The 25400-nt window shown below is 71.7% G+C and carries 24 protein-coding genes; 2 read left to right on the top strand and 22 right to left on the bottom strand.

The features are described from left to right. Nucleotides 1–53: 53 nt before the first annotated feature. Nucleotides 54–1613 carry a CocE/NonD family hydrolase gene (locus KYK13_RS28500; RefSeq protein ID WP_223635892.1) on the top strand — a complete coding sequence of 520 codons (1560 nt, stop codon included), beginning with the start codon at nt 54–56 and terminating at the stop codon, nt 1611–1613. An 86-nt stretch (nt 1614–1699) separates the two neighbouring features. Next, complete coding sequence (locus KYK13_RS28495) at nt 1700–3307, top strand: hypothetical protein (protein WP_223635890.1); 1608 nt, start codon at nt 1700–1702, stop codon at nt 3305–3307. 27 nt (nt 3308–3334) lie between these two features. Here KYK13_RS28495 and KYK13_RS28490 read toward each other — a convergent pair whose 3' ends face one another. The 22 genes from KYK13_RS28490 to KYK13_RS28385 form a co-directional block, all read right to left on the bottom strand. Beyond that, the gene (locus KYK13_RS28490; protein ID WP_223635888.1) at nt 3335–3766 is read right to left on the bottom strand and encodes an excinuclease ATPase subunit; all 432 of its coding nucleotides are present in this window, start codon (nt 3764–3766) and stop codon (nt 3335–3337) included. Nucleotides 3767–3783: 17 nt separating this feature from the next. After that, on the bottom strand, nt 3784–5022 hold the full coding sequence (locus tag KYK13_RS28485) for a beta-ketoacyl-ACP synthase (protein WP_223635885.1): 1239 nt from the start codon (nt 5020–5022) through the stop codon (nt 3784–3786). Further along, nucleotides 5019–5750, bottom strand: coding sequence for a 3-oxoacyl-ACP reductase FabG (fabG, locus tag KYK13_RS28480; RefSeq protein ID WP_223635883.1), 732 nt, complete (start codon nt 5748–5750; stop codon nt 5019–5021). Before fabG ends, KYK13_RS28485 begins: the two co-directional genes overlap by 4 nt. Beyond that, nucleotides 5743–6210, bottom strand: a complete 468-nt coding sequence (locus KYK13_RS28475) for a hotdog family protein (protein WP_223635880.1) — start codon at nt 6208–6210, stop codon at nt 5743–5745. Before KYK13_RS28475 ends, fabG begins: the two co-directional genes overlap by 8 nt. Then, nucleotides 6207–7388, bottom strand: a complete 1182-nt coding sequence (locus KYK13_RS28470) for a beta-ketoacyl-ACP synthase (protein WP_223635877.1) — start codon at nt 7386–7388, stop codon at nt 6207–6209. The genes KYK13_RS28475 and KYK13_RS28470 overlap by 4 nt, the downstream gene beginning before the upstream one ends. A 6-nt stretch (nt 7389–7394) precedes the next feature. After that, nucleotides 7395–7970, bottom strand: a complete 576-nt coding sequence (locus KYK13_RS28465; protein ID WP_223635874.1) for a DUF3261 domain-containing protein — start codon at nt 7968–7970, stop codon at nt 7395–7397. Further along, nucleotides 7952–9187 carry an NAD(P)/FAD-dependent oxidoreductase gene (locus KYK13_RS28460; RefSeq protein ID WP_223635872.1) on the bottom strand — a complete coding sequence of 412 codons (1236 nt, stop codon included), beginning with the start codon at nt 9185–9187 and terminating at the stop codon, nt 7952–7954. The genes KYK13_RS28465 and KYK13_RS28460 overlap by 19 nt, the downstream gene beginning before the upstream one ends. After that, the gene (locus KYK13_RS28455; protein ID WP_223635870.1) at nt 9184–11481 is read right to left on the bottom strand and encodes an MMPL family transporter; all 2298 of its coding nucleotides are present in this window, start codon (nt 11479–11481) and stop codon (nt 9184–9186) included. The genes KYK13_RS28460 and KYK13_RS28455 overlap by 4 nt, the downstream gene beginning before the upstream one ends. Next, complete coding sequence (locus KYK13_RS28450) at nt 11471–12079, bottom strand: outer membrane lipoprotein carrier protein LolA (protein ID WP_223635867.1); 609 nt, start codon at nt 12077–12079, stop codon at nt 11471–11473. Before KYK13_RS28450 ends, KYK13_RS28455 begins: the two co-directional genes overlap by 11 nt. Further along, nucleotides 12076–12495, bottom strand: coding sequence for a thioesterase family protein (locus KYK13_RS28445; RefSeq protein ID WP_223635864.1), 420 nt, complete (start codon nt 12493–12495; stop codon nt 12076–12078). The genes KYK13_RS28450 and KYK13_RS28445 overlap by 4 nt, the downstream gene beginning before the upstream one ends. Next, the gene (gene hutH, locus KYK13_RS28440; RefSeq protein ID WP_223635861.1) at nt 12485–14044 is read right to left on the bottom strand and encodes a histidine ammonia-lyase; all 1560 of its coding nucleotides are present in this window, start codon (nt 14042–14044) and stop codon (nt 12485–12487) included. Before hutH ends, KYK13_RS28445 begins: the two co-directional genes overlap by 11 nt. Further along, a complete protein-coding gene (locus KYK13_RS28435; RefSeq protein ID WP_223635858.1) occupies nt 14016–14963 on the bottom strand; it encodes an acyltransferase in 948 nt (315 codons plus the stop codon). Before KYK13_RS28435 ends, hutH begins: the two co-directional genes overlap by 29 nt. Further along, nucleotides 14960–15697, bottom strand: a complete 738-nt coding sequence (locus KYK13_RS28430; RefSeq protein ID WP_223635855.1) for a glycosyltransferase family 2 protein — start codon at nt 15695–15697, stop codon at nt 14960–14962. The genes KYK13_RS28435 and KYK13_RS28430 overlap by 4 nt, the downstream gene beginning before the upstream one ends. Continuing rightward, entirely contained in the window at nt 15694–17403 is a 1710-nt protein-coding gene (locus tag KYK13_RS28425; RefSeq protein WP_223635852.1) for an AMP-binding protein, read from the bottom strand. Before KYK13_RS28425 ends, KYK13_RS28430 begins: the two co-directional genes overlap by 4 nt. After that, a complete protein-coding gene (locus KYK13_RS28420) occupies nt 17396–17947 on the bottom strand; it encodes a hypothetical protein (RefSeq protein WP_223635849.1) in 552 nt (183 codons plus the stop codon). The genes KYK13_RS28425 and KYK13_RS28420 overlap by 8 nt, the downstream gene beginning before the upstream one ends. Continuing rightward, nucleotides 17944–18204 (bottom strand): acyl carrier protein, encoded by a 261-nt coding sequence (locus KYK13_RS28415; RefSeq protein ID WP_223635846.1) that lies wholly within the window; start codon nt 18202–18204, stop codon nt 17944–17946. The genes KYK13_RS28420 and KYK13_RS28415 overlap by 4 nt, the downstream gene beginning before the upstream one ends. A gap of 34 nt (nt 18205–18238) precedes the next feature. After that, nucleotides 18239–18502, bottom strand: a complete 264-nt coding sequence (locus KYK13_RS28410; protein WP_223635843.1) for a phosphopantetheine-binding protein — start codon at nt 18500–18502, stop codon at nt 18239–18241. Continuing rightward, a complete protein-coding gene (locus KYK13_RS28405) occupies nt 18489–19268 on the bottom strand; it encodes a 1-acyl-sn-glycerol-3-phosphate acyltransferase (protein WP_223635839.1) in 780 nt (259 codons plus the stop codon). Before KYK13_RS28405 ends, KYK13_RS28410 begins: the two co-directional genes overlap by 14 nt. Then, nucleotides 19261–19992: a beta-ketoacyl synthase chain length factor gene (locus tag KYK13_RS28400; RefSeq protein WP_223635836.1), complete on the bottom strand. Its 732-nt coding sequence runs from the start codon at nt 19990–19992 to the stop codon at nt 19261–19263. Before KYK13_RS28400 ends, KYK13_RS28405 begins: the two co-directional genes overlap by 8 nt. Before the next feature lie 346 nt (nt 19993–20338). Further along, complete coding sequence (mdcG, locus tag KYK13_RS28395; protein ID WP_223635833.1) at nt 20339–20998, bottom strand: malonate decarboxylase holo-[acyl-carrier-protein] synthase; 660 nt, start codon at nt 20996–20998, stop codon at nt 20339–20341. Nucleotides 20999–21199: 201 nt separating this feature from the next. Next, nucleotides 21200–22753, bottom strand: coding sequence for a hypothetical protein (locus tag KYK13_RS28390; protein ID WP_223635830.1), 1554 nt, complete (start codon nt 22751–22753; stop codon nt 21200–21202). 70 nt (nt 22754–22823) lie between these two features. After that, nucleotides 22824–25307: a ribonuclease H-like domain-containing protein gene (locus KYK13_RS28385; RefSeq protein ID WP_223635827.1), complete on the bottom strand. Its 2484-nt coding sequence runs from the start codon at nt 25305–25307 to the stop codon at nt 22824–22826. Nucleotides 25308–25400 lie beyond the last annotated feature (93 nt).

The raw sequence follows: 25400 nt of genomic DNA, 5'->3' as shown, positions 1-25400 counted from the left end.
AACGGGTCTCAGGATGGCCACGCTTCAATCCCCCAGTCGCCCGAGGTGTCTCAATGACTTTGAAACTCCCTGCGTGGTGCAAGCTGTTGTTTGTTTGGGTGGTGCTCGCCGGTCCGGCGCAGGCCGCCGTCCCCACCACGGGCTTCCGGTTCGTGGACATCCCCGGGAGCGACGGCGTCGTCCTCAAGGCCAACTACATCGCGCCCGCGACGCCCGGGCCGCACCCGGCCGTGGTCTTCATCTCGAGCTGGGGACTCAACGACCTGGAGTATCTGGCCCAGGCCAACGCGCTGGCGCAGAAGGGCTATGTGGCGCTTTCCTATACGCCGCGTGGCTTCTGGGCCTCTGGCGGTGGTATCGATACGGCCGGCCCCTTGGACATCGCGGACACCTCGCGTGTCATTGATTGGATGCTCGCCAACACGACCGCCAATCCCGCTCGCATCGGGCTCGCGGGTGTCTCCTATGGCGCGGGCATCTCGCTTATCGCCTCCGGCTTCGACTCACGGGTGAAGGCGGTGGCGGCGCTCTCCGGCTGGTCGGACCTGGTGGCGTCGCTGTTCGGCGGAGAGACGCGGCGGCCGCAGGCCGTGGCGCTGCTCAACCTCGCCGCGACGCTGCTGGGCCGGCCGAGCCCCGAGCTGAGCACGACCATCAACGACTACTTCGCCAACCGGAACATCGAGTCCATCAAGGCCTGGGGCCGCGTGCGCTCGGCGGCCACATACCTGTCGCGCATCAACGCCAACAAGCCAGCCATCCTGATGGCCAATGCCTATGGCGACAGCCTCTTCCCCCCCAACCAGCTCGTGTCGTTCTATGGCCAGCTCGCGGGGCCCAAGCGGCTGGAGCTTGCTCCGGGCGACCACGCCGTCGTGGAGGCCACCGGCCTGCTGGGCCTGCCCAATGGCGTGTGGACGAGCGTCACGCGCTGGATGGACCAGTACGTCGCGGGCATGGACACCGGCATCTCCCGCGAGGCGCCCGTGGTGTTGCGCACCTATGACGGTGACGTGGAGGGCCATGCGTCCTGGGCCCAGGTCTCCACGGGCACGCAGCGCCACGGGCTGGGCGCCATCCGCCTCCTGGATGGCACCGGCACGCTGGGCGGCGCGCCCACGTCGGGGAGCTCGCGCGTCGTCTGGTCCGGCTTCGACACCGACGCCGACGCGGGCGTGGCGCTCCTCACCAACGGGCTCCAGGCGCTGACGGGCATCCCGCCCGTGGTCTGGCTGCCGGGCGTCAACCGCCTCAACGCGGGCGTCTGGACGTCGTCCCCCACGCTGAGCGGCATCTCCATCCGGGGCTCGGCCAGCCTGCGGCTGCGCGTCACTCCGTCCACCGCGTCCGGCACGGTCGTCGCGTACCTGTATGACCTGCTGGGCGACTACGGCGGGCTCATCACCCACGTCCCCCTCTCCTGGAAGGGCGCGACGCCGGGCGTGCCTCTGGACCTGGACCTGGTGTTCCCCGCCACGGCCTACGACGTCCCCGTGCTGCACCGGCTGGCGCTCGTCGTGGACACGGAGGACCCGCTCTACCTGGACGCCAACACGACCGGCGCGACGCTGACGCTGGGCGGGCCGTCCTGGTTGGACCTGCCGGTGCGCTGACCTTCCCGGAGGCCATGACGGAGGGCGCTTCGTGGGCGCTCCGTCGTTCCCGGGACAGTGTCGGTGTGTTAACGCTCCCGGCGCTCATGGCAACCGCCGCCTCGGAACGCACCCGGACCGTCCTGTTCATCATTGCTGGCGGTGTGCTGGCGCTCCTGCTGTCGCATCACCCCGCCATCCTGTCCGGGCTGCGGCTCGTGCAGGGCGACGAGGGTGACATCCGCTTCAACCACTACATCCTGGAGCACGGCTGGCGCTTCGTATCCGGCGACCCGGCGCACGCGCGCTTCTGGGACCCGCCGATGTTCCACCCCGAGCCCAATGTCGCCGCGTTCTCCGACGTGCTCCTGGGCGTGGCGCCGTTCTACTGGGCGTGGCGCGTCCTCGGTCTGGGCGCGGACGTGTCGTGGCAGCTGTGGGCGCTCACCATGGCGGCGCTCAACTACGGCTCCGCGGTGTGGCTGTTGCGGCGCGGGTTTGGCCTGGGCGTCCTTCCCTCGGTCGTGGGCGCGCTGCTCTTCACCGCCGGCGCGCCGCGCATCAACCAGCTCAACCACCCGCAGCTGGAGGGCCAGTTCTTCGCGCTGCTGGCCGTGGGCGCGGTCGTCGCGCTGACGCGGCCGGAGACGGACCGGCGGCGCGGGGTGGCCTGGGCCGCGCTGCTGGTGGGCGCGTTCGTGGCGCAGCTCTACGCGGGCTTCTACTGGGGCTGGTTCCTCTTCTTCTTCCTGCTGCTGGCGTTCATCGCCGGACTCGTCATGCGGGACACGCGCGGGCCGCTGATGACGGCACTGCGGTGCCACCTGCCGGCGCTCGCGGGCTTCGGCGTCGTGGGGCTGGCGCTGCTCGCGCCGCTCGTCCTGCACTCGCGGCAGGCCATCAGCACGGTGGGGCTGCGCACCTTCGCGGATGTCTCTCCCATGGTGCCGCGCTTCTGGAGCTGGTTCTTCGTGGGGCAGGACAGCTGGCTGTACGGGTGGACGAACGGCTTCTCCCAGTTCCAGCGCATCCACATGTCGTGGGAGCACCGGCTGGGCCTGGGCCTCGTCACCCCGGTGCTGGCGGGCCTGGGCCTGTGGCGGGCGCGCTCGAGGCCGGCGGTGCGGGTGCTGCTCGTCCTGGCGGTTGCCTCCCTGTTGCTCGCGTCGCGCTACACCGGCGGCCATACGCCCTGGTGGTTCATCTTCCACGGCGTGCCCGGCGCGGCGGCCATCCGGGCGCTGGCCCGCATCGGCGTGTGGCTGCTGGTGCCCGCGGCCGTGGGGCTGGCGCTGTTCCTCCAGCGGCAGTGGGAGTCCGGGCGCGCGGCGCTGGCGGTGGGCCTGGGCGCGCTGTGCCTCCTGGAGCAGGGCCTCTCCGGCCCCGCCTATGACCGGCACGAGTCCCGCGCGGACGTGGAGGCGGTGGCCGCGCGCATCGCGCCCGGCTGCGCGGCCTTCTTCTACGCGCCGACGTCCGGCGAGGCCCCGGAGTGGAAGTACCACCTGGATGCCATCTGGGCCTCCGCCGAGCGCGGCGTGCCCACGGTGAACGGCTACTCGGGCAACTCCCCACGGGGCTGGGAACTCCAGGACAACCGCCGCTTCGACGCGGAGGCCGCGGCGCGCATCGACAGGGAGCTGGAGTCCTGGATGCGCTCGCGGGACCTGGCGCCCGCGAGCGTCTGCCGCATCGAGGTGCCGGCGCGGCGGTAGAGCCCACCGCGCTGGCTGCCCCGGGGACTACTTGGCGACGGTGGCGTAGTCGCCCTTGAGCGCGACGCCGGTGACGAAGCTGCCGGCGTGGCACTCGATTTCGGTGGCGCTCTTGGACTCCACCTTCTTGTAGTAGCTGATGATGTTCACCACCGCGTTGGCGCCGTTCTTCTTCGCGCCCTCCTGCAGGGAGATGAGCGCGGAGAGGGCGGCCCACTTGCAGGCGTACTCGTCCGACTTGCCCACGCTGTTGGTCTTCTTGTTCGCGGTGTCGCTGCCCAGGCTCTTCAGCACGTTGGGCGTCTTCGCGCCGTCCAGGTAGAACTTCACCGAACCGTCCAGCTTCTCCTTCGCCTCGGGCAGGGCGAGCACGTCCGCCAGCTTCACCTTGGTCACGGTGTCGCGCGCCAGCGCGGGGCTCGCGGCGGTCAGGGCCAGCAACAGGAGGGCTTTCTTCATGGCGAGGTCTCCACTCATCAAGGCCAGCGGCGGAAGATCAACGACGTGTTGATGCCGCCGAAGGCGAAGTTGTTGCTCATCACCAGGTCCGTCTGCAATGCACGTCCCTCGCCCATGACATAGTCCAGGGGCGCGCACTTCGGATCCACGGCCTCCGCCGTCAGGTGCAGCGTGGGCGCGAACCAGTCCGAGCGCATCATCTGGATGGTCATCCACGCCTCCAGCGCCCCACAGGCCCCCAGCGTGTGGCCCATGTAGCTCTTGAGGCTGGAGATGGCGACCTTCTCCCCGAAGACGGCCTTCGTCGCCGCGCTCTCCATCACGTCGCCCGTGTCCGTGGCGGTGCCGTGCGCGTTGACGTAGGGGATGGCGGAGGCCGGCACGCCCGCGTCCTCCAGCGCCAGCCGCATCGCCTCCGCCATGGTGTCCGCGTTGGGCTGCGTCACGTGGCGGCCGTCGCTGTTGGTGCCGTAGCCCAGGAGCTCCGCGTGGATGGTCGCGCCGCGCGCCTTCGCGTGCTCCAGCTCCTCCAGCACCAGGGTGCACGCGCCCTCGCCCAGCACCAGACCATCGCGCTCGGCGTGGAAGGGGCGGGGGGACTGGCGCGGCGCTTCGTTGTGCCGGGTGCTGGTGGCGAACAGCGTGTCGAACACCGCCGCGCCCGTGGCGTCCAGCTCCTCCGCGCCGCCCGCGAGCATCGCCACCTGGCGGCCCAGCTTGATGGCCTCGTAGGCGTAGCCGATACCCTGGCTGCCGGACGTGCACGCGCTGGACGTGGTGATGATGCGCCCGGTGATGCCGAAGAAGACGCCGATGTTCACCGCCGCCGTATGGGACATCATCCGCAGGTACGTCGTCGCGGTGATGCCCTCCGTCGTCTTGTGGGTGATCATCTTGCCGAAGTCGCCCATGTTCTCCGGCGTCCCCGCGGAGGAGCCGTAGGCGATGCCCAGCCTGCCGCTCTTCACCAGGGGGCTGCCCAAGAGGCCCGCGTCCTGGAGCGCCAGCTCACTGGCCCGCGTCGCCATCAGCGCCACGCGGCCCATGGTGCGCGTCGTCTTGCGCGAGTACGTGGACGGCGGCAGGTCGAAGGGCATGGCCGGCGCACCCAGCCGCGTGTTCAGCCCCTCGTAGGCCTTCCAGGGCTCCATCACCTGGACGGCGTTCTGGCGCGCGCGCAGCGACGCCTCGACCGTCTTCCAGTCATGGCCCAGGGGGCTGAGCGCTCCCACTCCGGTGACGACCACGCGCTTCATCCGATCATCCCCCCGTTCACCGAAATCACCTGCCGCGTGATGTAGCCCGCGTCCTCGGACATGAGGAACGCCACCGCGGCGGCGACCTCCTCGGGCCTGCCCATGCGGCGGGCGGGAATGAGCTTCAGCGCCTCCTCCAAGACCTCCGGAGGCACCATCTCCGTGTCCACGAGGCCGGGCGCCACGCAGTTGACGGTGATGTCGCGCTTGGCCAGCTCCACCGCCAGCGCCTTGGTGGCGCCGATGATGCCCGCCTTGGCGGCGCTGTAGTTCACCTGGCCCCGGTTGCCCATGAGCCCGGACACGGACGACAGCGTGACGATGCGGCCGGGCTTCCGGCGGCGCACCATGGGCATCGTGAGCGGGTTGAGCACGTTGTAGAAGGCGTCCAGGTTGGTGTGGATGACGCCGTCCCACTCCTCCGCCGTCATGGCCGGGAAGGCGTTGTCGCGAGCGATGCCCGCGTTGCACACCACGCCGTAGTAGCAGCCGTGGGTCTCCACGTCCTGAAGCAGCGCGGCCTGGGTGGAGGCGCGGTCCGCCACGTCGAACTGGAGCACGCGCGACGCGCGGCCCGCCTCGCGCACCTGGGCGGCCACCGCTTCGGCCTCTTCGCGCTTGCTGCGGCAGTGGACCACGACGTCGTAGCCGTCGCGGGCCAGGCGCAGCGCGATGGCGCGGCCGATGCCCCGGCTGGAGCCCGTCACCAGCACCGTCTTGTCACCCATCTGTGTTGCCCCTTCCCAGGTCCTGCCCCGGTTGCGGCTCGTAGACCGTCAGCGCCGCCGTGGCCACCTGCTCCGCCCCGATGCGCAAGGTGCAGTCGAACTGGCCCAGCCCGTTGTCCGCGGAGAACTGGCGGTGGACCTCCACGCGCAGGGTCTCCCCCACCTTGAAGACGGGGCGGCTGCACTCGTAGCGGCGCGTGCCCAGCAGGAAGCCCACCCGGGGCGTCCCGCCGCGCTTGCGCGCGTGCCACCCGGCCCACGCGGCCACGGCCTGCGCCATGTACTCGATGCCCACCCAGCCGCCCACGACGCCGTCGGCGTGGAAGAGGCTGTCCTCGCGCACGGTGACCTCCGCGAGCAGCGAGTCCGCGTCGCCCTCCAGGACGCGGTCGAGCAGCCGCATGCGCCCCTCATGGGGCACCAGCTCCTCGATGGGCTGATCAATCACGATGCGCATCATGCGCGCTCCAGCACGAGGGCGGCGTTGCTGCCCCCGAAGGCGAACGAGTTGCTCAGCACGGTCTTCACCGGGCGCCCCAGCGACTCACCGGGCCTCACCAGCGACAGCGCCGGAAGCGAGCCGTCCACGGCGCCGTCCCAGAAGTGCCCGGGCAGCCTTCCTTCCGGGTTGTCCACCAGCGTGAGGTACGCGAAGGCCGCCTCCAGCGCGCCCGCGGCCCCCAGCGTGTGGCCGGTGAGCGGCTTGGTGGAGCTGGCCTTCACGCCCGGTCCCAGCAGCGCGTGCACCGCGCGGCTCTCCATGGCGTCGTTCTGCGGCGTCGCGGTGCCGTGCAGGTTCACGTAGTCCACCTGCGCCGGCGGAATCCCCGCGCGCTGGAGGGCCTGCTGGATGGCGGCCATGGCGCCCTTGCCGCCGGGCTCCGGCGCGGAGATGTGGTGCGCGTCGGAGGACTCACCCCAGCCGGACAGGCGCACCGGCCCCGGCTCGCGGGTCATCAGGAAGAGCGCCGCCGCTTCGCCGATGTTGATGCCGCGGCGGTGGGCGCTCAGCGGGTTGCAGCGCTCCTCGCTCACGGAGTCCAGCGCGCGGAAGCCCGCCACGGTGAAGCGGCACAGCGAATCCACGCCGCCCGTGAGCACCGCGTCCACGGCGCCCGCGCGCAGCAGCCGCGCCGCGCTGGCCAGGGCCTTGGCGCTGGAGGAGCACGCGGTGGAGATGACGCAGGCGGGGCCGGCGGTGCCCACCACGTGCGCGAGCGCCAGGGCCGGAGCGCCCAGCTCCTGCTGTTGCAGGTGGAAGCGCGCGGGGAGCTGGCCCGTGGCCAGGTGGCCGGCGATGGCCGCCTCGCCTTCACCGATGCCGGAGGTGCTGGTGCCCAGCACCACCGCCACGCGCGCGGGGCCGAAGCGGGTGACGGCGGCGTCCACCTCGGCGCGCACCTGCTCCAGGGCCGTGAGCAGGAGCGCGTTGTTGCGGCTGTGCTGCGAAGGGGGCAGGGCGTCCTGCGCCGCGAGCCTCGCGGTGACGACGCCCAGGTGCAGCGGACGGTCCGCGTAGCCTTCATACGAGGCGACGCCGGACACCGTGTCCGAGAACAGCGCCCGGGCTACCTCCTGCTTCCCGGAGCCCAACGCGCAGACGACACCCAGTTGGTTGAGGAAGACGGGAGGAGGCATGGGGTGTCACTCGGTCGCGGCGTGCGAGTCGATGGTGAGCTGGTAGTGCTCGGACAGGTTGGTGAGCTGCGTGCGCCCTTCCCAGCGCGGCGTCCCATCGTAGCGCACCGTCACCCATTCCCTGCCGTTCTTCGACAGGGTCCGCCGTGCGGGGCCGTCCTCCAGCGTCCAGCCTTCGGGCAGGGCGGCGCGCACGGCGTCGGCCGGCCAGTAGACGAGCTGCACGTCCCGCAGCACCAGGGCGGAGTTGAACTGGGCGGGCAGGCGGGGGTCGCGCTCCTCGTCCAGGTGGCTGCCGTCCCAGCGCAGGGTGAGGATGCGGTGGCCCATGGCGAGCCCGGCCAGCTGCATTTGAGCCGGGTCCACCTCCAGGAGGGCCTCCAGGGAGCGGGGGCCGCCCGGGTCCTGCTCGTGCGCGAACACCAGCTGCTGCGCCAGGCTCACGGACGCCCCGAGGGCGGCGGGGGCCAGGCGCAGCTCCGGCAGCGGCTCTCCGGGCGGGGCGGGCCGGGGCCGGGGCGTGGTGGTGCAGGCCACGAGCCCCGCGACGAGCAGGGCGGGAATCAGGCGGCGGGCTTGCACAGTCCCTCGAGGACGGTCAGGCGCCGCTTGCTGTCGGCGACGTAGGGGTTGTTCTTGTCCCACGCGTAGCCGGCGAGGATGGCGGAGATCATCCGGCGCACGTCGTCCGACGGGTTCGGGTGGAAGATGATGTCCTGGAAGCCGCCCTCGTACCAGGACTCCACGAAGGCGCGGAACGTGTCCACGCCCGCCTTGAGCGGCTTCGCGTACGCGTTCTCCCAGTCCACCTTCTCTCCGGCGAACTCCCGGGCGATACAGGCCGACGCGAGGCTCGCGGACTTGAAGGCGATGGTGACACCCGAGGAGAACACCGGGTCCAGGAACTCACCCGCGTTGCCCAGGAGCGCGAAGCCCGGGCCCCACAGCGACTTCACGTTCGCCGCGTAGCCGGTGAGCTTGCGCGCGGGCGTGTCCCAGACCGCGTCCTTCAGGAGGTTCTGCAGCGACGGCGCCTCCTTCACGATGGCCTGCAGCCGCTCCGTGTCCGTGCCGGTGTACTGGTCCAGGAACTCCTTCTTCGCGACCACGCCCAGCGAGCAGCGGCCGTCGGAGAAGGGGATGGTCCAGAACCAGACGTGCACGTGCTCCGGGTGCGTCGTCACGCGGATCTTGTTCCGGTCGAAGGTGCCGAGCGGAATGCGGTCCGCCACGTGCGTGAAGATGGCGCCGCGCACGGGGAAGTTGGACGGGGTCTCCAGGTTCAGCAGGCGCGGCAGCACGCGGCCGAAGCCGCTCGCGTCCAGGAGGAAGCGCGCCTTCACGCGGTACGTCTCGCCCTCGGGGGAGCGCGCCGTCACCTCCGGCTGCCCGCTGGAGAAGTCCACGGTCAGCACCTCGTGGCGGAAGCGCACGGTGGCGCCCCTGCGCTCCGCGGCCTGGGCCAGGAGCTGGTCGAAGCGGGCGCGCTGCACCTGGTAGGTGGTGCCCCAGCCGGGGCTGAACTTGTCGCGGAAGTCGAAGTCCGTGTACTTGCCGGCGCGCTCGAAGGCCGCGCCGTTCTTGTACTGGAAGCCCGCCTCCACCACGTCCTGGAGGAAGCCGGCCTCCTGGATGTACTCCATGCTCTGCGGCAGCAGGCTCTCGCCAATGGAGAAGCGCGGGAACTGCTCGCGCTCCAGGACGAGCACGTCCCGTCCCTGCTTGCGAAGGAGGCCGGCCGCGACGGAGCCCGCGGGGCCCGCCCCGATGATGAGGATGTCCGCTGTTTCAGTTTTCAATGTGTGGCGTTCCCGGGTGGAAGACGGAAGCAGGGGGTGATGATCCAGATGGTGACCTCGCCCAGCAGCATGGCGAGGCCGAAGGAGCGCAGCGCGGGCGTGGCGGACAGGCCCAGCAGCCCGAAGGACAAGAGCGTGCTCACGCCGGCCAGCGCCACCGCGAGCCACGCGGAGCCGTCCCCGGGGTGCTCCAGGAGGAAGATGCCGTAGTCCACGCCCATGCCCAGCAGCAGCACCAGCCCGAGCACCGTGAAGAGCTGCAGCGGCGCGCCCGTCCACCCGAAGATGGCGAGCGTCAGGAGCGTGCCCAGCACGGAGGGCACCCACGCACGCCACGCCTCGCGCCCGAAGCGGGCCACCAGCGTGAGCAGCACCGCGAGGTATCCCGCGACGATGAGCCAGCCCATGATGAGGCGGTAGCGGGAGAGCAGGCCTGAAATCTCCGCCGTCTTGTCCACCCAGCGGACGCCCTCCAGGCCCTTCGCCACCTCCTCCAGGCGCGGCAGCACCTTGGGGTCGTTGAGGCCGCGCAGCATGAGGACGCTGTACTGCGCCTTGCCCAGCGTCCCCAGCCACTGCTGCCGGATGGCGCTGGCGGCGGGGCCGGACAGGAACTGCGTGGGGGTGAGCGGCTCCTGCGAGAACGCGGCGCGCGTGGGGGCTTCACCGGTGGAGGCGCTGACGGCGGTGACCGCCAGGGCCTCCGCGCGGGCGCTCAGCGCGGCGTCCTCGCGCTGCTGCGCTTCGGACGGGAGCCAGTCGGACACGGCGCGGTAGCCGGCGAAGACCTTCTCCGCGACCAGCGCGTCCAGCTTCGTCTTCAGCGTGGCCTCGCGCTCCAGCACCTGTTCGTCGCTGTCGCCCTGCACCAGGAAGAACTGCGCGGGGCTGGGCAGGCCCAGCAGGCGCCCCAGCTCGCGCTGATCCGCGATGAGGTTCGCGGGCGCGCCCTGCAACTGGCGCAGGTCGTCCCTGGGCTCCAGCTTCCAGATGCCCACGGCCACCAGCACCGCGAGGACGGCGCCGGACGCCCACCACGCTGGCGTGGAGGCGATGCGCGGCCAGCGGACGATGGACGCGGAGAAGCGCTCCGCGAAGGGCGTGATGGGCAGGGCGCCCGTGTCCATCGAGGGGAACCAGAACACCACGGTGAGGAACGCGCCGGTGAGGCCGGCGGCGGAGAACACCGCCATCTGTCGCAGGCCCGGGAAGGGCGCCACGCCCAGCGCCAGGTACGCCACCACGCTGGTGACGAGCGCGAGCACCATGCCGGGCAAGAGCGAGCGCATCACCGGCCCGCGCTCGGACGGGGCCTTGCCCTGGCGCGCGGCGAAGTAGTGGAAGCCGTAGTCCTCCGCCACGCCCACCAGGCTGGAGCCGAAGACGAGCGTGAGCAGGTGCACCCGGTCGAAGATGAGCGCGGTGACGGTGAGCGCCACCGCGCAGCCCAGCGTGAGCGACAGGCCCACGAGGATGATGGGCCGCAGCGAGCGGAAGGTGAGCCACACCAGGATGAGCACCGCCGCCAGCGACCCGAAGCCGATGGTGGACATCTCCCAGCTGGCCTGCGAGGCGGCGGCCTCCGCGTAGAGCGGCACGCCCGCGGCCACCAGCCGTCCGCCGGGCACCGCGGCCTCCACCTTCGCGCGCGCCTGCTCCACCACGGCGGTGACGCGCGAGCTGTCTCCCAGCGCGAAGGCGGACACCTTGCTCTTCCACATGAGGAGCACCCACTCGCGCCCCTCGCCGGACAGCCACATCCGTCCGTCGCGGGGCCGGGCGGACGTCTCCGCCGCGCGGGCCTGCCACCAGTCCTGCCACAGCCCCAGCGGGTCCGCGTTCCAGTCCGTCAGCTGCGCGCCCGCGGGCTGGTACAGCTTCATCAGCGCCGTGCCGCCCAGCTCGTCCGGCGTCGCCTTCGCCAGCCACTGGCGCTGCATGGGCGTGAGCAGCCGGTCGCGGTAGGGGCGGTAGAACTCCACCGCCTCGTCCAGCGCGGAGGTGTCCACCACCGCCGGCTCCAGCAGGTCGGAGGACTCCGACAGCACGCGCGAGGCCTCGTCCGCGGCCTTCTGCGCGCCCGGCCAGTCCTTGGCGCCCACCAGCAGCACCAGCTGCCGGCCGGCTTCGTCGGCCAGCTTGCGCGTGGCGGCGTCCACCTCCGGCGCCTGCTCGTCCTCCGGAAGGAGCGCGAGCACGTCCGTGTCCAGGCTCGCGGAGCGCCAGAAGTGCACCTGGTGCACGCCCACGGCGAGCACCACCAGCGCCCACAGGATGGCCAGCTTATTTGCCAAGGCGTTCGGCTTCCGTCGCATCGGGGGGAGGCGTCTGCGCCAGCTGCTCGAAGGAGATGACGCTGCTGTCGCCGCGCGTCTCGTCCAGCTGCACCTGCCGCACGTACCCGTCACCCTCCAGGTGGATGTGCTTGAAGACGCGCGCGAGCCCCGCGTCCGTGGGCGTCAAGTCCAGCTTCCAGCCCTTGTCACCCACCAGCGCGCCCTCCACCGTGAAGCGCTTCTGGAGCGCGGCGATGTCGCCGGACAGCAGGGCGAAGAGCAGCTCGTTCACCGCCGCCAGCGCGGGCTCCTTGGCGGAGTCCAGGTGGTAGGCCGCGCCGCCCGTGCCCTGCTGCGCGCTCAGCGACTTGCGCGTGACCGTCAGCGTGGAGGCGAAGGGCGTGCGGGTGTTCCACAGCACGCCCTGGTCGCGGGCCAGGAGGAAGTCCCCCTTGGACACCAGCGGCTTCTTGAAGCCCGCCACGGTCTTCTTCTGTTCGAACTGACCGCGCACCAGCGGCGCGTCCACCAGCCGCGCGCGCACGTCCTTCACCAGGTCCGCCGCCTGGGCGCCGAGCGACAGCAGCGACACCATCAACACGAGCAAGGGCTTCATTCCGGCCACACTCCCAGCTTCTTCCAGAGGACTTCCGGGCAGACGTACTGCATCTCGCCCGTCTTCAAGGAGACCGCGACCTGGAGGGTGTGGGCCTGGTTCACCTTGCGGCCGGTGTCCGCGTCGCGCAGCAGGTAGTCGAAGCGCAGCCGGTTCTCCCACTCGGTGATTTCGGCGCGCACGATGATGCGCTGCTTGTAGGAGATGGGGGAGACGTACTTGAGCTTCATCTCCACCACGGGCCAGCCGTACCCGGACTCGCGCATCTGCGGCCAGTCGTAGTCGTGCTTGCGCAGGAGGACGGCGCGCGCCAGCTCCAGGTACTTCACGTAGTGGCCGTGCCAGACGATCTCCATCATGTCGAGGTCGTGGAACGGCGGATCAATCACCAGCTCGCAGCTCAGGTCAGGCTTCATGCAGCCTCCACTCCCGGCGGCGGATGGCGGTGAGGAGCTCCTGCAGCTCGCCGTCCAGCGCCCGGTCCTCCACCAGCAGGGGAATGCGCGCCTCCAGGTCCGCGTGCATCGCGGCCAGGGCGGGGCCCGGCTTCGCGTCCGCGTCCAGCCGCTGGCGCAGGGTGACGCCCTGGCGCGCCGCGATGAGCATCACCGCGGCCACCTGCTCCGTCAGCTCCAGCACGCGCAGGCAGTCGCGCGCGGCGATGGTGCCCATGCTCACCTTGTCCTGGTTGTGGCACTCGGTGGAGCGGGAGAAGACGGACGCGGGCATGGTCTGCTTCAGCGCCTCCGCGGTCCACGCGGAGACGCTGATCTGCGCCGCCTTGAGGCCGTGGTTGATGGCCGCGCGGGCGCCGGTGGACGCGGAGAGGTTCGCGGGCAGCCCGTGGTTGAAGCGCGGGTCCACCAGGAGCGCCAGCTGCCGGTCCAGCAGGTCCGCCACGTTGGCCACCGCGTTCTTCAGCCCGTCCATGGCGAAGGCGATGTGGCCGCCGTAGAAGTGGCCGCCGTGCAGCACCCGCTCGCCGTCCGGGTCGATGAGCGGGTTGTCGTTGGCGCTGTTGAGCTCGTTCTCGATGAGGGTGCGGAAGTAGGGCAGCGCGTCCTCCAGCACGCCGATGACGTGCGGCGCGCACCTGAGCGAGTACCGGTCCTGCAGCCGCTGCTCGTTGCGCGAAGGCCGGTCCGAGACGAGGTCCGCGCGCAGGCGGGCCGCCACGCGCTGCTGGCCGGCATGGGGCTTCGCCGCGAAGAGCGTCTCGTCGAAGTGGTGCGCGTTGCCGGCGCTCGCCAGCACGTTGAACGCGGTGAGCCGCGTGGCGAGCCGCGACAGGTACTCCGCCCGCTCCCACGCCAGGCACGCCAGGGCCGTCATCACGGCGGTGCCGTTCATGATGGCCAGGCCCTCCTTCGGCCGCAGCTTGAGGGGCGCGATGCCCAGCGCCTCCAGCACCTGCGCCGCGGGCTTGCGCTCGCCCTTGTGCCACACGTCGCGCTCGCCGCAGAGCACCGCCGCCACGTAGGACAGGGGCGTCAGGTCGCCGGACGCGCCCACGGACCCTTCGGCCGGAATCAGGGGCAGCACGTCGTGCTTGAGCAACAGCTCCAGCTGGGTGAGGAGCGCCACGCCCACGCCGGAGAAGCCCTGCGACAGCGACGCCAGCCGCGTGGCCAGCACCGCGCGCGTCTCCTCCGGGGTGAGGAACCGGCCCGCGCCGATGCCGTGGTACGTGTAGAGGTGGTGCGGCAGCTCCGCGACCAGCGCAGGGGGGATGGACACCGTCACGGAGTCGCCGTAGCCGGTGGTGACGCCGTAGATGACGCCGTCCTCCGCCAGGAGCCGGTCCAGGAACGCGGCGCCCCTGGCGATGCGCTGGCGGAAGGCCGGGGCGGTGCCCAGCTCCACCGGGCGCTCGCGGCGCGACACGGCGCCCACGTCCTCGAGCGTCAGCCGCGCGCCGTCGAAGCGGACCGGGGTGTCAGAAAGTGGGGGGCTTCGCGGAGACATGCACCTGATCCCAGAAGGGAAAGAAGTTGAACCAGTCGTAGGGCGCGCGCTTGAGCAGCTCCGTCACCCGGCCCGCGTAATGCCGGGCGCAGTCGGTGAGGGCCTCCTCGCGCTTGCCCCGGGGCAGCACGACGCGCTCGAAGAGCCGCTCGAAGTGGATGGTGTAGCCCTTGCCCTCATGGATGCAGCCCAGCAGGTAGAGCGGACACTTGAGCAGCGCCGCCAGCACGTAGGGGCCCACCGGAAATGGCGCCGGGTGGCCGAGGAAGTCGACGCGGACGGTCTGCGCGGAATTCACTGGGATGCGGTCGCCCGCGATGACCACGAACTCGCCGGCCTCCACGCGCTCGTTCAGCGCGACGGCGGTGGCCGGGCCCATGTCCGTCACCTCCAGCAGCCGGAAGTCGTTCTCCGGGTTGAGGCGCTTGAGCAGGCGGTTGAACTGCTCCGCGTGCAGGGTGTGCACCAGGATGTTGAGCTTCACCTCGCCCCGGCGCTCCGCCATGGTGCGGCACAGCTCCAGGCAGCCCATGTGCGCGGTGACGATGATGCCGCCCCGGCCCGACTTCGCGACCTGGTAGAACTCCTCGCGCCCCTCGGTGCGGACGCGCTCGAAGCGGTAGCGCCCGCTCACCGCGAGCAGCTTGTCCAGCATCGTCTCCGCGAACATCAGCACGTGGCGCACGCTGTCGCGCCAGTGGGGCGCGCGTCCCAGGGCCCCGGTGGTGGCCTGCATCCGCTCCAGGTACTGGCGCGACGCCTGGCGCAGCGCGGGCCGCCGCAGCCAGTTCACCAGCACCACCGGGTAGAGGCAGACGCGGAAGGGCCAGCGGCCCAGCAGGCGGTGGATCCAATAGAGGATCCAGATGCCGGCGACGAAGGTGGTCTCTCCCATCTCCGCCCAATGGCGGGACTTCATCTGGCCACCTTGCGCCAGAGCAGCACGGGCAGCCGGCCCAGCATCCCGAAGAAGAGCCGGGCGTGCATGCCGGAGATGCGCACGTTGTCCCAGAGCACGTCGAAGTGGGAGATGCCGTCGGTGGGGTAGCGCACCTGGGTGGGCTGGTTGAGGATGCGCATGCCGCGCCAGAACAGGCGCACCAGCACCTCCACGTCGAAGTCCATCCGCTTGCCAATCCTCACCGAGTCGATGAGCGCCACGGTGGGCTGGAGCGGATACACGCGGAAGCCGCACATGGAGTCGCGGATGGCGAACGACAGCGTGTTGATCCACACCCAGATGTGCGTGGCGTAGCGGCCGTAGAGCCGGCCCTTGGGGACGGACTCGTCATAGACGGGCGTGCCGCACACCAGCGTGTCCGGCTGCGCCTGTGACAGCGCCAGGAAGCGGGGGATGTCGTTGGCGTTGTGCTGGCCGTCCGCGTCGATTTGCAGCGCGTGGCTGTAGCCCCGCGAGAGGGCCGTGCGCAGGCCCGCCATCATCGCGCCGCCCTTGCCCTCGTTCCGGGGCAGGCGGACCACCTCCACGTGCTCGCTGTCCTCGCGCGCCAGGGAGTCCAGCACCGCCGCGCAGCCGGGCTCGCTGCCGTCGTCCACCAGCACGCAGTCGAGCCCGTGGCTGCGCACGGACTTCACCACCGCGCCCACGGCCTCGCCGTGGTTGTAGACCGGAATCACCGCGCAGACCTTCATCCTGCCGCTCCCCCCAACACGATGCGGCCGCTGGCGTGCGAGCCCGCGGCCGACGTCAACTTGAACCCCAGCCGCCCGGACTCCTTCGCCCAGGTGAGCTCCAGCGTCAGCTGCGCGCCGGGCGGGATGATCTGCTGGAACTTCAGCGTCTCCAGCCGCAGGAAGTCCGGCGGCAGCGCGAAGTGCTCGCGGCCCAGCATCAGCGCCCACTCCAGCTGCACGACGCCGGGCAGGATGGGCGAGCCCGGGAAGTGCCCGTCGAAGTAGGGCGAGGTCGCGGGCACGTCCACCGCCAGGAGCGCGCGGTCGCTGGTGCGCTCCAGCACGCGGAACGGGGGACGCTTCGGGTCGAAGAGGGCGGCGAGCGCCGCCTCGGTGGATTTGCCCTGCGAGTTGACCGGCATGGCCTCCAGATACCGGAACCGGCGCGGCAAGGCACTGGGCTCGAAATGCGGGGCCAGCTTCTCGCGCAGCGCCTGGCTCAGGGACCGCCTGCCCCCCGACTCCTGGAGCCGCCAGCCGTCCGCGTCCGGCACGCCCACCACCGCCAGAATCACCCGGTGCCCTTCCGCGATGGGCAGCACCCGCGCTTCACGCAGGAGCCCCCCGGCCACCAGCGCGCGCTCCATGGCGGAGAGCGACACGCGCTTCTCCTCCAGCTTGAGCAGCCGGTCGCGGCGCCCCAACAGCTCGAAGCCGCCGGGCACGGGCCGCGCGCGGTCCTCCGTGGTGAACCACTCGCCCGGGGGCAGGTCCAGGTGCGGCGAGCGGACGCAGAGCGCGTCCTCGTCCGCGCGCACCTCCACGCCCGGCAGGGTGCGCCACGACGCGGCGTCGTCCGTGTCGCGCCGGCGCCAGGCGACGCCGCCCGTCTCCGAGCTGCCGTACACCTCCACCGGCGCCCGGCCCAGCAGGTCGCGGCAGGCCTGGAGCGCCTCGGGGGTGAGCGGCCCGCCGGAGGAGAACAGCCCGCGCAGGTTCCCGCGCACGGAGGCCCAGTCCAGCGTCGCCGGCAGCCGCTTCAAGTGCGCGGGGCTCGCCACCAGCAGCCCGGGGCCGGCCTGGAGCGCGGCGAGGATGTCCTCCGGATAGGGCAGGGCGTGCATGTCGAACGGACGCCCCGACGTCAGCGGCCACAGCACGCGGAACAAGAGGCCGTAGATGTGCTGGTGCGACACCGTGGCCAGCACCGGCGCGTCCCCCACGGCCTCGTCGAACAGCCGGCCCAGCGTGGCCACCTCGCTGGACAGCTGCGACAGGCGCTTGGGGATGGCGGTGGGCTCGCCGCTGGAGCCGGACGTGTAGACGACCAGCGCGGACATTCCGGGTGACAGCGCCGGGAACACCGCGGGCGCGCCGTCCTCGTTCCTCGCGGGCGCGAGCAGCGGCAGGCCCCGCGGAGCCCGGCCCGCGAAGCCGTCCACGTGGGCCTTCAGCGCGTCCAGCGTGGCGGGGCGCGCGTCCGCGGGCAGGTAGACGCACGCGCCCGCGTGCCAGGCGCCCAGCAGCGCGGTGGCGAAGTCGAAGGTGTCCTCGGTGAAGAGGGCGAAGCGCTGGCCGCCGTGCGCGGTGAAGGCCGCGCGCCAGCCGGCGACCCGGGCGCGGAACGCACCGAAGTCCCGCACGCCGTCCTCGCCTCGGGCCACGGGGTGCCCGGCGGGACGGCCGTGGACGAGGAGGGTTTCGAGCGCGAGCGGCTCAGCCATGGGCGTGCCGTGCGCGCACCCGCTGCCGCACCACCCATTCGCCCGCGAACAAGAGGCCCATGAGGCCGTAGGCGATGAGGCCGTTGTAGAGCGCCCAGGTCGCGTCGCTCGCGAAGAGCGCCGTGGCGCACGCGAGCGCGCCGTTGAGCACGAAGAAACCGCACCACACCTGCGTCACCCGGCGCGTGTAGGCCACCCCCGACGGCGGCAGGTCCTTCTCCCGGAGCCGCGCCAGCCGCTCAATCACGCTGGGCGGATACGCCAGGCTGGTGGCGAAGACCGCGAGGAGCACCCCGTTCACCAGCACCGGGTAGAGCTTCAGGGGCAGCGCGTGGTTGCCCAGCATGCTGGACCCTGCGAGCACCAGCGCCCCCACCGCGGCCGCGAGCCACATCTTCTCCCGCGTGGCCACCGCGCGCACCACCGCCATGGCCGCCAGGGGCAACGCCATCCAGCGGGGCTCGAAGTGGCCCAGCCCCAGATAGACGAGCGGCGGGTAGGCGAGGCTCAAGAGCCCCAACAACACCGGGCGAAGACGCTTCACGCCGCCGCGGAGTCGCTGCCCAGCAGGCCGTACAGCGCGTCCACCACGTCCTGCAGCGTGCGCACGGAGCGGAACACCTCCGGCGAGATGCGCTGGCCCGTCACCGGCTTCAGCCGCACCAGCAGGTCGATGGCGTCGATGCTGTCGATGTCGAGGTCATCGTGCAGCCGCGCCTCCGGGATGATGCGGGACGGCTCGATGTCGAAGGTTTCCTGGAGGATGGCGCTCAGGCGCTCGAACAGCTCGTGCTTGGTCATGGGGTGTTCCTCGCTTGGTTTTTGAAGGGGCGACTCAGGACCGGGTGCGGTGGGTGCTGACGAAATCCGCGAGCGCCCGAACGCTGGCGAAGTGACGGCGGTTCTCCTTGGAGTCGCTCGCCAGCACGACGCCATAGGACTTCTGCAGCGCGAGGCCGAGCTCCAGGGCATCGATGGAGTCCAAGCCCAGCCCCTCGACGAACAACGGCGCCGCCGGATCAATGTCCTCCGGCGTGATGTCCTCGAGGTTCAACGTCTCGATGACCAGACGTTTGATCTCCTGCTCAAGCTCCAACATGTCCCTGGCTCCCCCTTCGGAAATGGTCGTGCAGACGGGTCGTGAGCTGGCGCGCGGCCCTGGCCGCCTCGCCCGCGTCCACGTCCTGGGACGACACCTGGATGTCGTCCTCCACGCGGATGACGTAGTGCATGCGCCTGGGCGGCACCCTCCACCAGGGCGTGCCCTTGGTGAGGCCCCGGGGCTCGCAGCGGATGATGACCGGCGTGATGTCGCACGGGCCCCGCACCGCGATGTTGGCGGCGCCGCGCTGCAGCTGCATGTTCCCGTCGAGCGGCGTGCGCGAGCCCTCCGGGAAGATGATGAGGTTGTTGCCGGCCTTCACGGACGCGATGCAGTCCTGCACGAGCCCGGGGCCGGAGTCGTTGCACAGGTAGCGCGTCGCGCGGATGGGGCCGCGCGTGAAGGGGTTGTTCGCCAGGCTCGCCTTGACCACGCAGTCCGCGTTGGGCACCAGCGAGATGAGGAACACCACGTCGATGAGCGACGGGTGGTTGGCCAGGATGAGCAGCCCGGAGCGCGACAGCTTCTCCACGCCTTCCAGCTCGTACGTGAGCACGCCCAGGAAGCGCATGTAGCCGATGAAGAAGCGGAACGTGTGGTGCACCGCGAGCCGCGCCAGCCGCTGCAGCCGCATGGGGTCGCGCACGAAGAGCGCGAGCAGCGGGAAGTAGAGCAGCCGCAGCGCCAGGCCCCCCAGCCCGAAGGTGGCGAAGGACAACCCGGTGGCGAAGATGCGCCACGGCCGATCGAGCTTCTCAAGCATGGCGCGCCCACCGCCACCGCCGGCCGCCCGTCGCGTGCTCCCACCGCGGCGCGCCGGAGACGAGGAAGCGCAGGGCGCACAGGTCCGCCGGAAGGTCCGCTGGCTCCTGCCGCGCGTCCGGGGCGCCGGCCGCGCAGTCCAGGTGGATGGCGTCCTCGCCCGTGCAGGCTGAAAGGAGACAGGCCCATGCATGGGGAAACGCCACGTCGCGGGAGAAGTGTTCCCACGGTGTGGGCACGGGCTCGTCGTAGACGACGACCATCACCCGGGGCGCGCCGTCCGACAGCAGGCCGCACGCCTCCGTGAAGGCGGCCTCCACCGTCTCCTCGCCCGCGGCGATGGCGCCGTACGCGGACGTGTCCCCCCGCGCGATGGAGTAGAGCGCCCCGATGGCGTTGTGCACCGACAGGCTGAAGGAGGTGGGCGACAGCGGCTCCGAGTGTGCCAGCTGCGAGAGCAGCTCCACCGAGCGGCCCAGGTCGCCATAACGCGACGCGAAGATGACGGGGGCGTCCGGGGCGTCCACGTGCGCGTCATAGGCGGCCTGGAGCGCGATGCGGCCCAGCCGGTCCACGCGGCGGCGCATCATCGCCGGCATCGCCGCGAGCGCGGGCGTCCCTTCGGTGGGGAGCGCGTGCGGCGTCGCGAGCCACGTTTCCCATGAAGCAGGGTTGACGAGCCCGGGGGCCCAGGCGGCCCAGCGCTGTACGGAGAATCGCGTCATGGTGACGGAGCGGCCCCAAGCGCCCCCAAAGACAACCTTTACCAAACCATTCACAGGGTGACAATTGTGCGGCCCGCCCAAGCGGGCCGCACGCCGGGAGCCCGTCCCTCCGCCTGCCCGGCGGATTCCACAACCCCCTGTGCTCGCTGATGAAAGGCGCACCGTGGCCTCGGTCTTCACGTTCTTGCAGGTTTGTCCAGGGGGACGACGCGCCCGAGGGTCACGCGGGGCGTGAAAAACCCCGCGAGTCATTCGAACCGGGCGGCGGAAACGGGTTGTGTCCGCGCGCTGCGAGACGTGTCCGCGGGCGCGCTTATTCACGCGGCGCGCGCTGTCCGCGCATGTTTCAGGGCTCGGCGGGGAAGAGCGCGCGCAGTTCGCGGAGCGTGCGGGGGCTGGCGCCGCGGGGGCCGGTGACCCAGATGCGCTCCGGCTCGAGCGCGAGCTCGCGCCAGGACACCGCGCCGCCATCCGGCAGCACGACCTCGCCGTCCAGGCGCACCACCGAGTGGCGCCGGGACACCGCCTCCAGCCCGAACAGCAGCCGCTCCACGTCCGACCAGCGCGCGGGGGCGAACAGCAGGTCCAGGTCCGACAGCGGCCGCACGAAGGGCACGCCGGAGCGGTGCTGCCACGCCAGCGACCCGAACACGCCCACCGTCAGGGCCAACGCGCTGCCCAGGGCGATGACGTCGTCCAGGGCGGGGCTCCAGGCCGCGGGGACGGTGGCGCGCACCTCCTCGGCCGTGGGCGGGGGCAGCCGCCGCTCCACGGCGGCCAGGGCCACGTGCAGCGACAGGTGGCGGCGGCCGGGCAGGGTCAGCCCCAGCCGCAGCGTGTCCTCCGGATCCGCGACCTCCTGGCGGGCGACGGCGAAGGGCAGGCCCTGGTCGTGCCACGCCGTCGCCTGCGCGAGCACGTCCGGGGCCACCGGGGAGCGCAGGGCTTCCGCCCAGCCGGTGCCCAGGTACACCCAGTCGTGCCGCACCGGACGCTCCCCGTCCATCAGCGCGCATCTCCTGGTGCCGGATGAACGGAGGACCTCACCCGCTGATTCATTACCCGGATTCGCGCGTCCGGTGGGGCGCAACCTGCACGACGCATCGCGAGAGGCCTGCCCCCGGCGAAACTCCCCGGAAATCCGGGTGGGAGCGCGGCGCACGCATCAGGGCTTCCCCGGATGGCTTTTTGACGGCGCGCAGGCTCGTTAGCGCGGCTTCTGGAGGATGGGGCTGGCGGCGCTCACGTGCTGGTGGCGCATGTCGATGAGGATGTCGTAGTTGCGCGGCTCGGGGGCGACGGGGCCGGCGGCGAAGCGGTAGAGGCCGCTCACGTCGTGCTCGCCGGGGAAGCGCTCCTTCACCAGGGCCTTGAGCATCTCCTTGGCCACCCACTCCGCGTCCACGGAGACGGAGCCGAACTCGTCCAGGTAGTGGAACGGCGCGGTGGAGTCCGACTGCTTCGCGGTGAGGACGAAGACGCGCGGCTTGCGGTCCGGGACGACGAGGCTTGCGCCCTGCTCCATCACCGCGAGCTCCCGGCCCTGGGGCAGGGCGAACAGCTCCAGGGACTGCTCGTGCGCGAGGAATGCGCTGAAGGCCACGAACACGCAGAGCAGGCCCGTGGCCATGCGCGGGCCATGCCTGGGCCAGACGGTGCCCAGGTTCACCAGCGACGCGGCGAAGAACACGGCCCACACGCCGGTGAGCGCGTTGAGCGTGCGGTACGTGGGCCACCGCTCCCCGGCGAGGAAGCTCACCGAGTACGCCGCGCCCGACAGCGTCACCAGCGCCAGCAGCCAGCGCCCCACGCCCTTGAGCCCCGAGCGGCGCCCCTCCACCGCGACGCCCACGCCCAGGAGCGTCAGCGTCAGCACCACCATGGTCCAGTAGCCGTCCATGTCGCCCACCGGCGCCTCGTTGAGCGCCGACAGCGCGAGCGCGTTGGGGAACACGTGCGTGAGCGCCCAGACGGTCTTGTCCACCCAGTGCTTCTCGAAGGTGAGCCGGGGCGAGGGCGGGAAGATGCCCGCCTTGAAGAGCACCTGCGTGACCGCGTACGCGAGGGTCAGGCCCGCGCCCATCACCAGCAGGTGCTTGAGCATCCATCTCGCGGTGTCCTTCAGCGACACGTCGCGGTGCACCACCAGCGACGCCGCCAGCAGCACCGCGGAGAACAGCCCGCTCACCTGGTAGATGAGCGTCGCGGCGGTCATGGCCGCCACCGCGGCCAGCGCGGACGGCCACCGCACGGGCGCGTTCTCCCCCGGCGGGCCCATGGCGCGGCGGGCGAAGGCGAACGCGCCCAGGCCCAGCATCAGCGCCAGCGCTTGGGGCCAGCAGATGCTCCAGTTGGCGATGACCTGCGCGGACGGCGTCACCGTGAGGAACCCCGCCAGCAGCGCGGCGGAGCCCGGCCGCCAGCCCTCCCTGCGCAGCATCAGGAACACCGCCGCCGCGAGCACGCCCAGCCCGGCGACGCTGATGAGGCGCAGCCCCATCAACCCGTCGATGCCGCCCGCCGCCTTCGCGGACGCCTCCAGCATCCAGCCGTAGAGCGGCCGGCCCTGCGAGGCGCAGACGCGGAGGATCTTCCCCGGCTCCTCGCGCGCCTCGCGGAGGATGGCGTAGTCATCCCGCAGGCCATAGCGGTGGATGATCGCGCTCGAATAGATGAGCCAGGGGAGCAGGAGCAGCAGGGCCACGGTGCCGGGAACCACCAGCGCGCGCGGCGTGGGACGCTTCATCAACGAGAAGGCCATCAGGATTGACGCAACGTAGCAGAAGCCTCCCCACGACTCTCGGAGGAACCGGGACACGGCAGGGTTCCAGTCAGGGTGAGAAGGGCGGGGCTCCAACCACCGCTGTGTCCTCACCGAACTCCGGGCCTCGGGGCTCTCTCACGACGGTGAGCACGGGCCGTGCGTCCGCCAGGGACGGGGTGAAGAGGGAGGGCTGGTCGGGGTCCGCGAACACGGTGGCGAAGTCCTCCGGAGTGAGGCCCCGTGCGAGCCGGGCCGCGAACGAGTCCTTGAGCAGGCGCACGTAATACTCGACGTCGTAGTCGCGCGCGGCATCGTCCCCGGGGGCACCCGGAGCGGGGCGGGGGGCGGGCTCGCCGTCCTCGGCGTCCGCGTCCGGGAGCAGGCCCGCCCGGCCGCCCGTGGCGCGGTAGACGCGCACGCGCTCGCCCAGGGCCCAGTGTTCACGGCCATTCGTGAGCAGGGCTTCGTACGGCAGCTCCTTGCGCTGCTTGCGCGTGGCCAGGTACTGCGACGGGGACTTGGTCAGCCGCACCTGCGCGGAGACCTCGAAGGTGGGCACCTGGCGGCGGCGCAGCGCCATCACCGCGTCCACGTAGGTGTCGCGCACGGCGCGCACGTCGCCGGCCAGCAGGTGCTGGAGGGCGCGGCGCAGGAAGGTCTCTCCGTAGGGCTCCGCGCGGCTGGAGCGGAAGGCCACGCCGCGCAAGAGCAGCGGGCCGTTGTAGGGCTGGAGGGCGTAGTTCTTGGGTTCGTGCGAAAGCATGGCGGCGTAGCGCCCGTCGAACTCCAGCCGCACGCGCGGCGGCAGCAGGCTCGCGACCTCCGACACCACGCGGCGCTCGTCCGCCTCCGTCCAGTCCTCCGGCACCGCGAAGTAGACGCCGTCCGTGTCGGCCTCCAGCAGCGTCACGCCCCGGCGCGCCAGCTCGCGGCACATCAGGCCCAGCAGCTCGCGCCCGCGCCGCGTCACCTCGTTGGCGGCGTGCACGTCCGAGAAGCGCGTGAGGCCCACCGCGCCCAGGTAGCCGTAGGCGGAGTTGATCAGGATCTTCATCGCCGCGGAGACCGCCTCGTGCGTGTGGCGCTCCTGCGAGCCGGGCGGGGCCTTCTTCGCCTGGGCCTTCGCGTCCAGGCGCTGATCCACCAGCCGGTCCACCAGCGCGAGCAGCGCGTTCAGCCGGTCCCGCCTGGGGCCGATGCGGTACTGGCGCATCAGCGACGGGTAGAGGCTGGCCACGTCCGCCTTCACGATGTGGCGCGCGACACCCGAGGCGAACAGGTGCAGCGCCGCGCCGCTGTGGGGCGTGCCGTCGCCGGACTCATGCGCCGGCAGCGCCGCGCCCGAGCGCACGTAGGCGCGCACCAGCAGCGGATCCAACACGCCCGTCGCCGGGCCCGCGTCCGCCAGCCGCTCGTAGCGCCGGGGGGCCATGCGCGCGAGCTCGAACGCCGCGCCGCCCAGCAGGTGCGCCAGGCCCGCGGCCTCCGTCACGTCCTCGCGTGCGTAGCGGCGCACCCGCTCCGGGTCCTTCAGGAAGACCTCGTGCACGCGCGCGCCGGGGATGAGCTCGCGGTCCGGCCCGGAGAGGCCCAGGTGCCGCGCCACCGCCTTGAGGCCGTGGCCGGGCAGGTCGCGCGCGGCGAAGTCGTGGCGGCGCACGGCGTCCAGCGTGTCGATGAACTCGCGGCCGGGCACGGTGTAGCGCGCGCGGCGCATGGCGTCCGCGTCCCGGCCTCCGGGCCCCCGGTTCAGCGCGGCGCCCCGTGCGGATGGGCGGTGGCGCAGGCCCGGCAGCCCCGCCCGGCCCACCGCGAGCGGCACGTTCAGCCGCTTCGCGCGCTGGTCCAGGAAGGGCAGGTCGAAGCCGTGCAGGTTGTGGTTCTCCACCACGTCCGGGTCGGCCTCGCGGATCCGCGCGACGAGGCGGCGCAGGAGGTCCGCCTCGCCTTCGTCGCCGTCCGCGGTCACCTCCAGCGTCTCCGCGCGGCCGTCCGGGTCCCTCAGCGCGACGAGGAAGATGCGGTCCCTGGATGGATCCAGCCCGGTGGTCTCCAGGTCGAACTGGAGCCGGCGCAGCTCATCGAAGCCCAGGTCGCGGAAGTACGTGCGGCCGGTGGCCACCAGGTACTGCTCCTCCGGAGGCAGCGTCAGCGCCGCGGCCGGGCCCAGGTCGCGCAGGTGGCCCACGCGTTGGTCCAACCGCTTCGACGCGCCCTTGAGCACCGCGGACGCCAGCGCCCTTCCATCGTCCGCGCTGACGAGGAACCTCAGCGCGCCGGGCCCCTCCAACTCCCGGTACGTGACCGCGCCCGGGATGGGAGACGGGCCTTCGGGCCGCAGCGAGTCCCCCAGGTGCTCCAGGTCCTGGAGCGACGCGAGCAGCACCCAGGGCCGGTACCTCGCGTCCTCGCGCGCGCGCGCGTGCGTGCCCGGCTGCCGCTTCCAGATGAAGGCGCGCCCGTCCGGCTCCGCCCAGACGGACACGATGCCCGGCGTCGGGTCCCATCCCCACAACCACTCGTCCTCCAGCGGATGGGGGGGCGGGACCATGGGCGGGGACTCTGGGGAGGGAAGGGGCTTCGCGCGGGCGGTGCTCCGGGCGCTCTTAGGCGCGCCGAGGCCCGCTTCGCAAGCGGGGGCGGA

It is taken from the genome of Corallococcus sp. EGB (assembly GCF_019968905.1).
Lineage (GTDB): Bacteria > Myxococcota > Myxococcia > Myxococcales > Myxococcaceae > Corallococcus.
The sequence above is the reverse complement of the archived record's forward strand: the minus strand, read 5'-3'. Positions and strand labels throughout refer to the sequence as shown.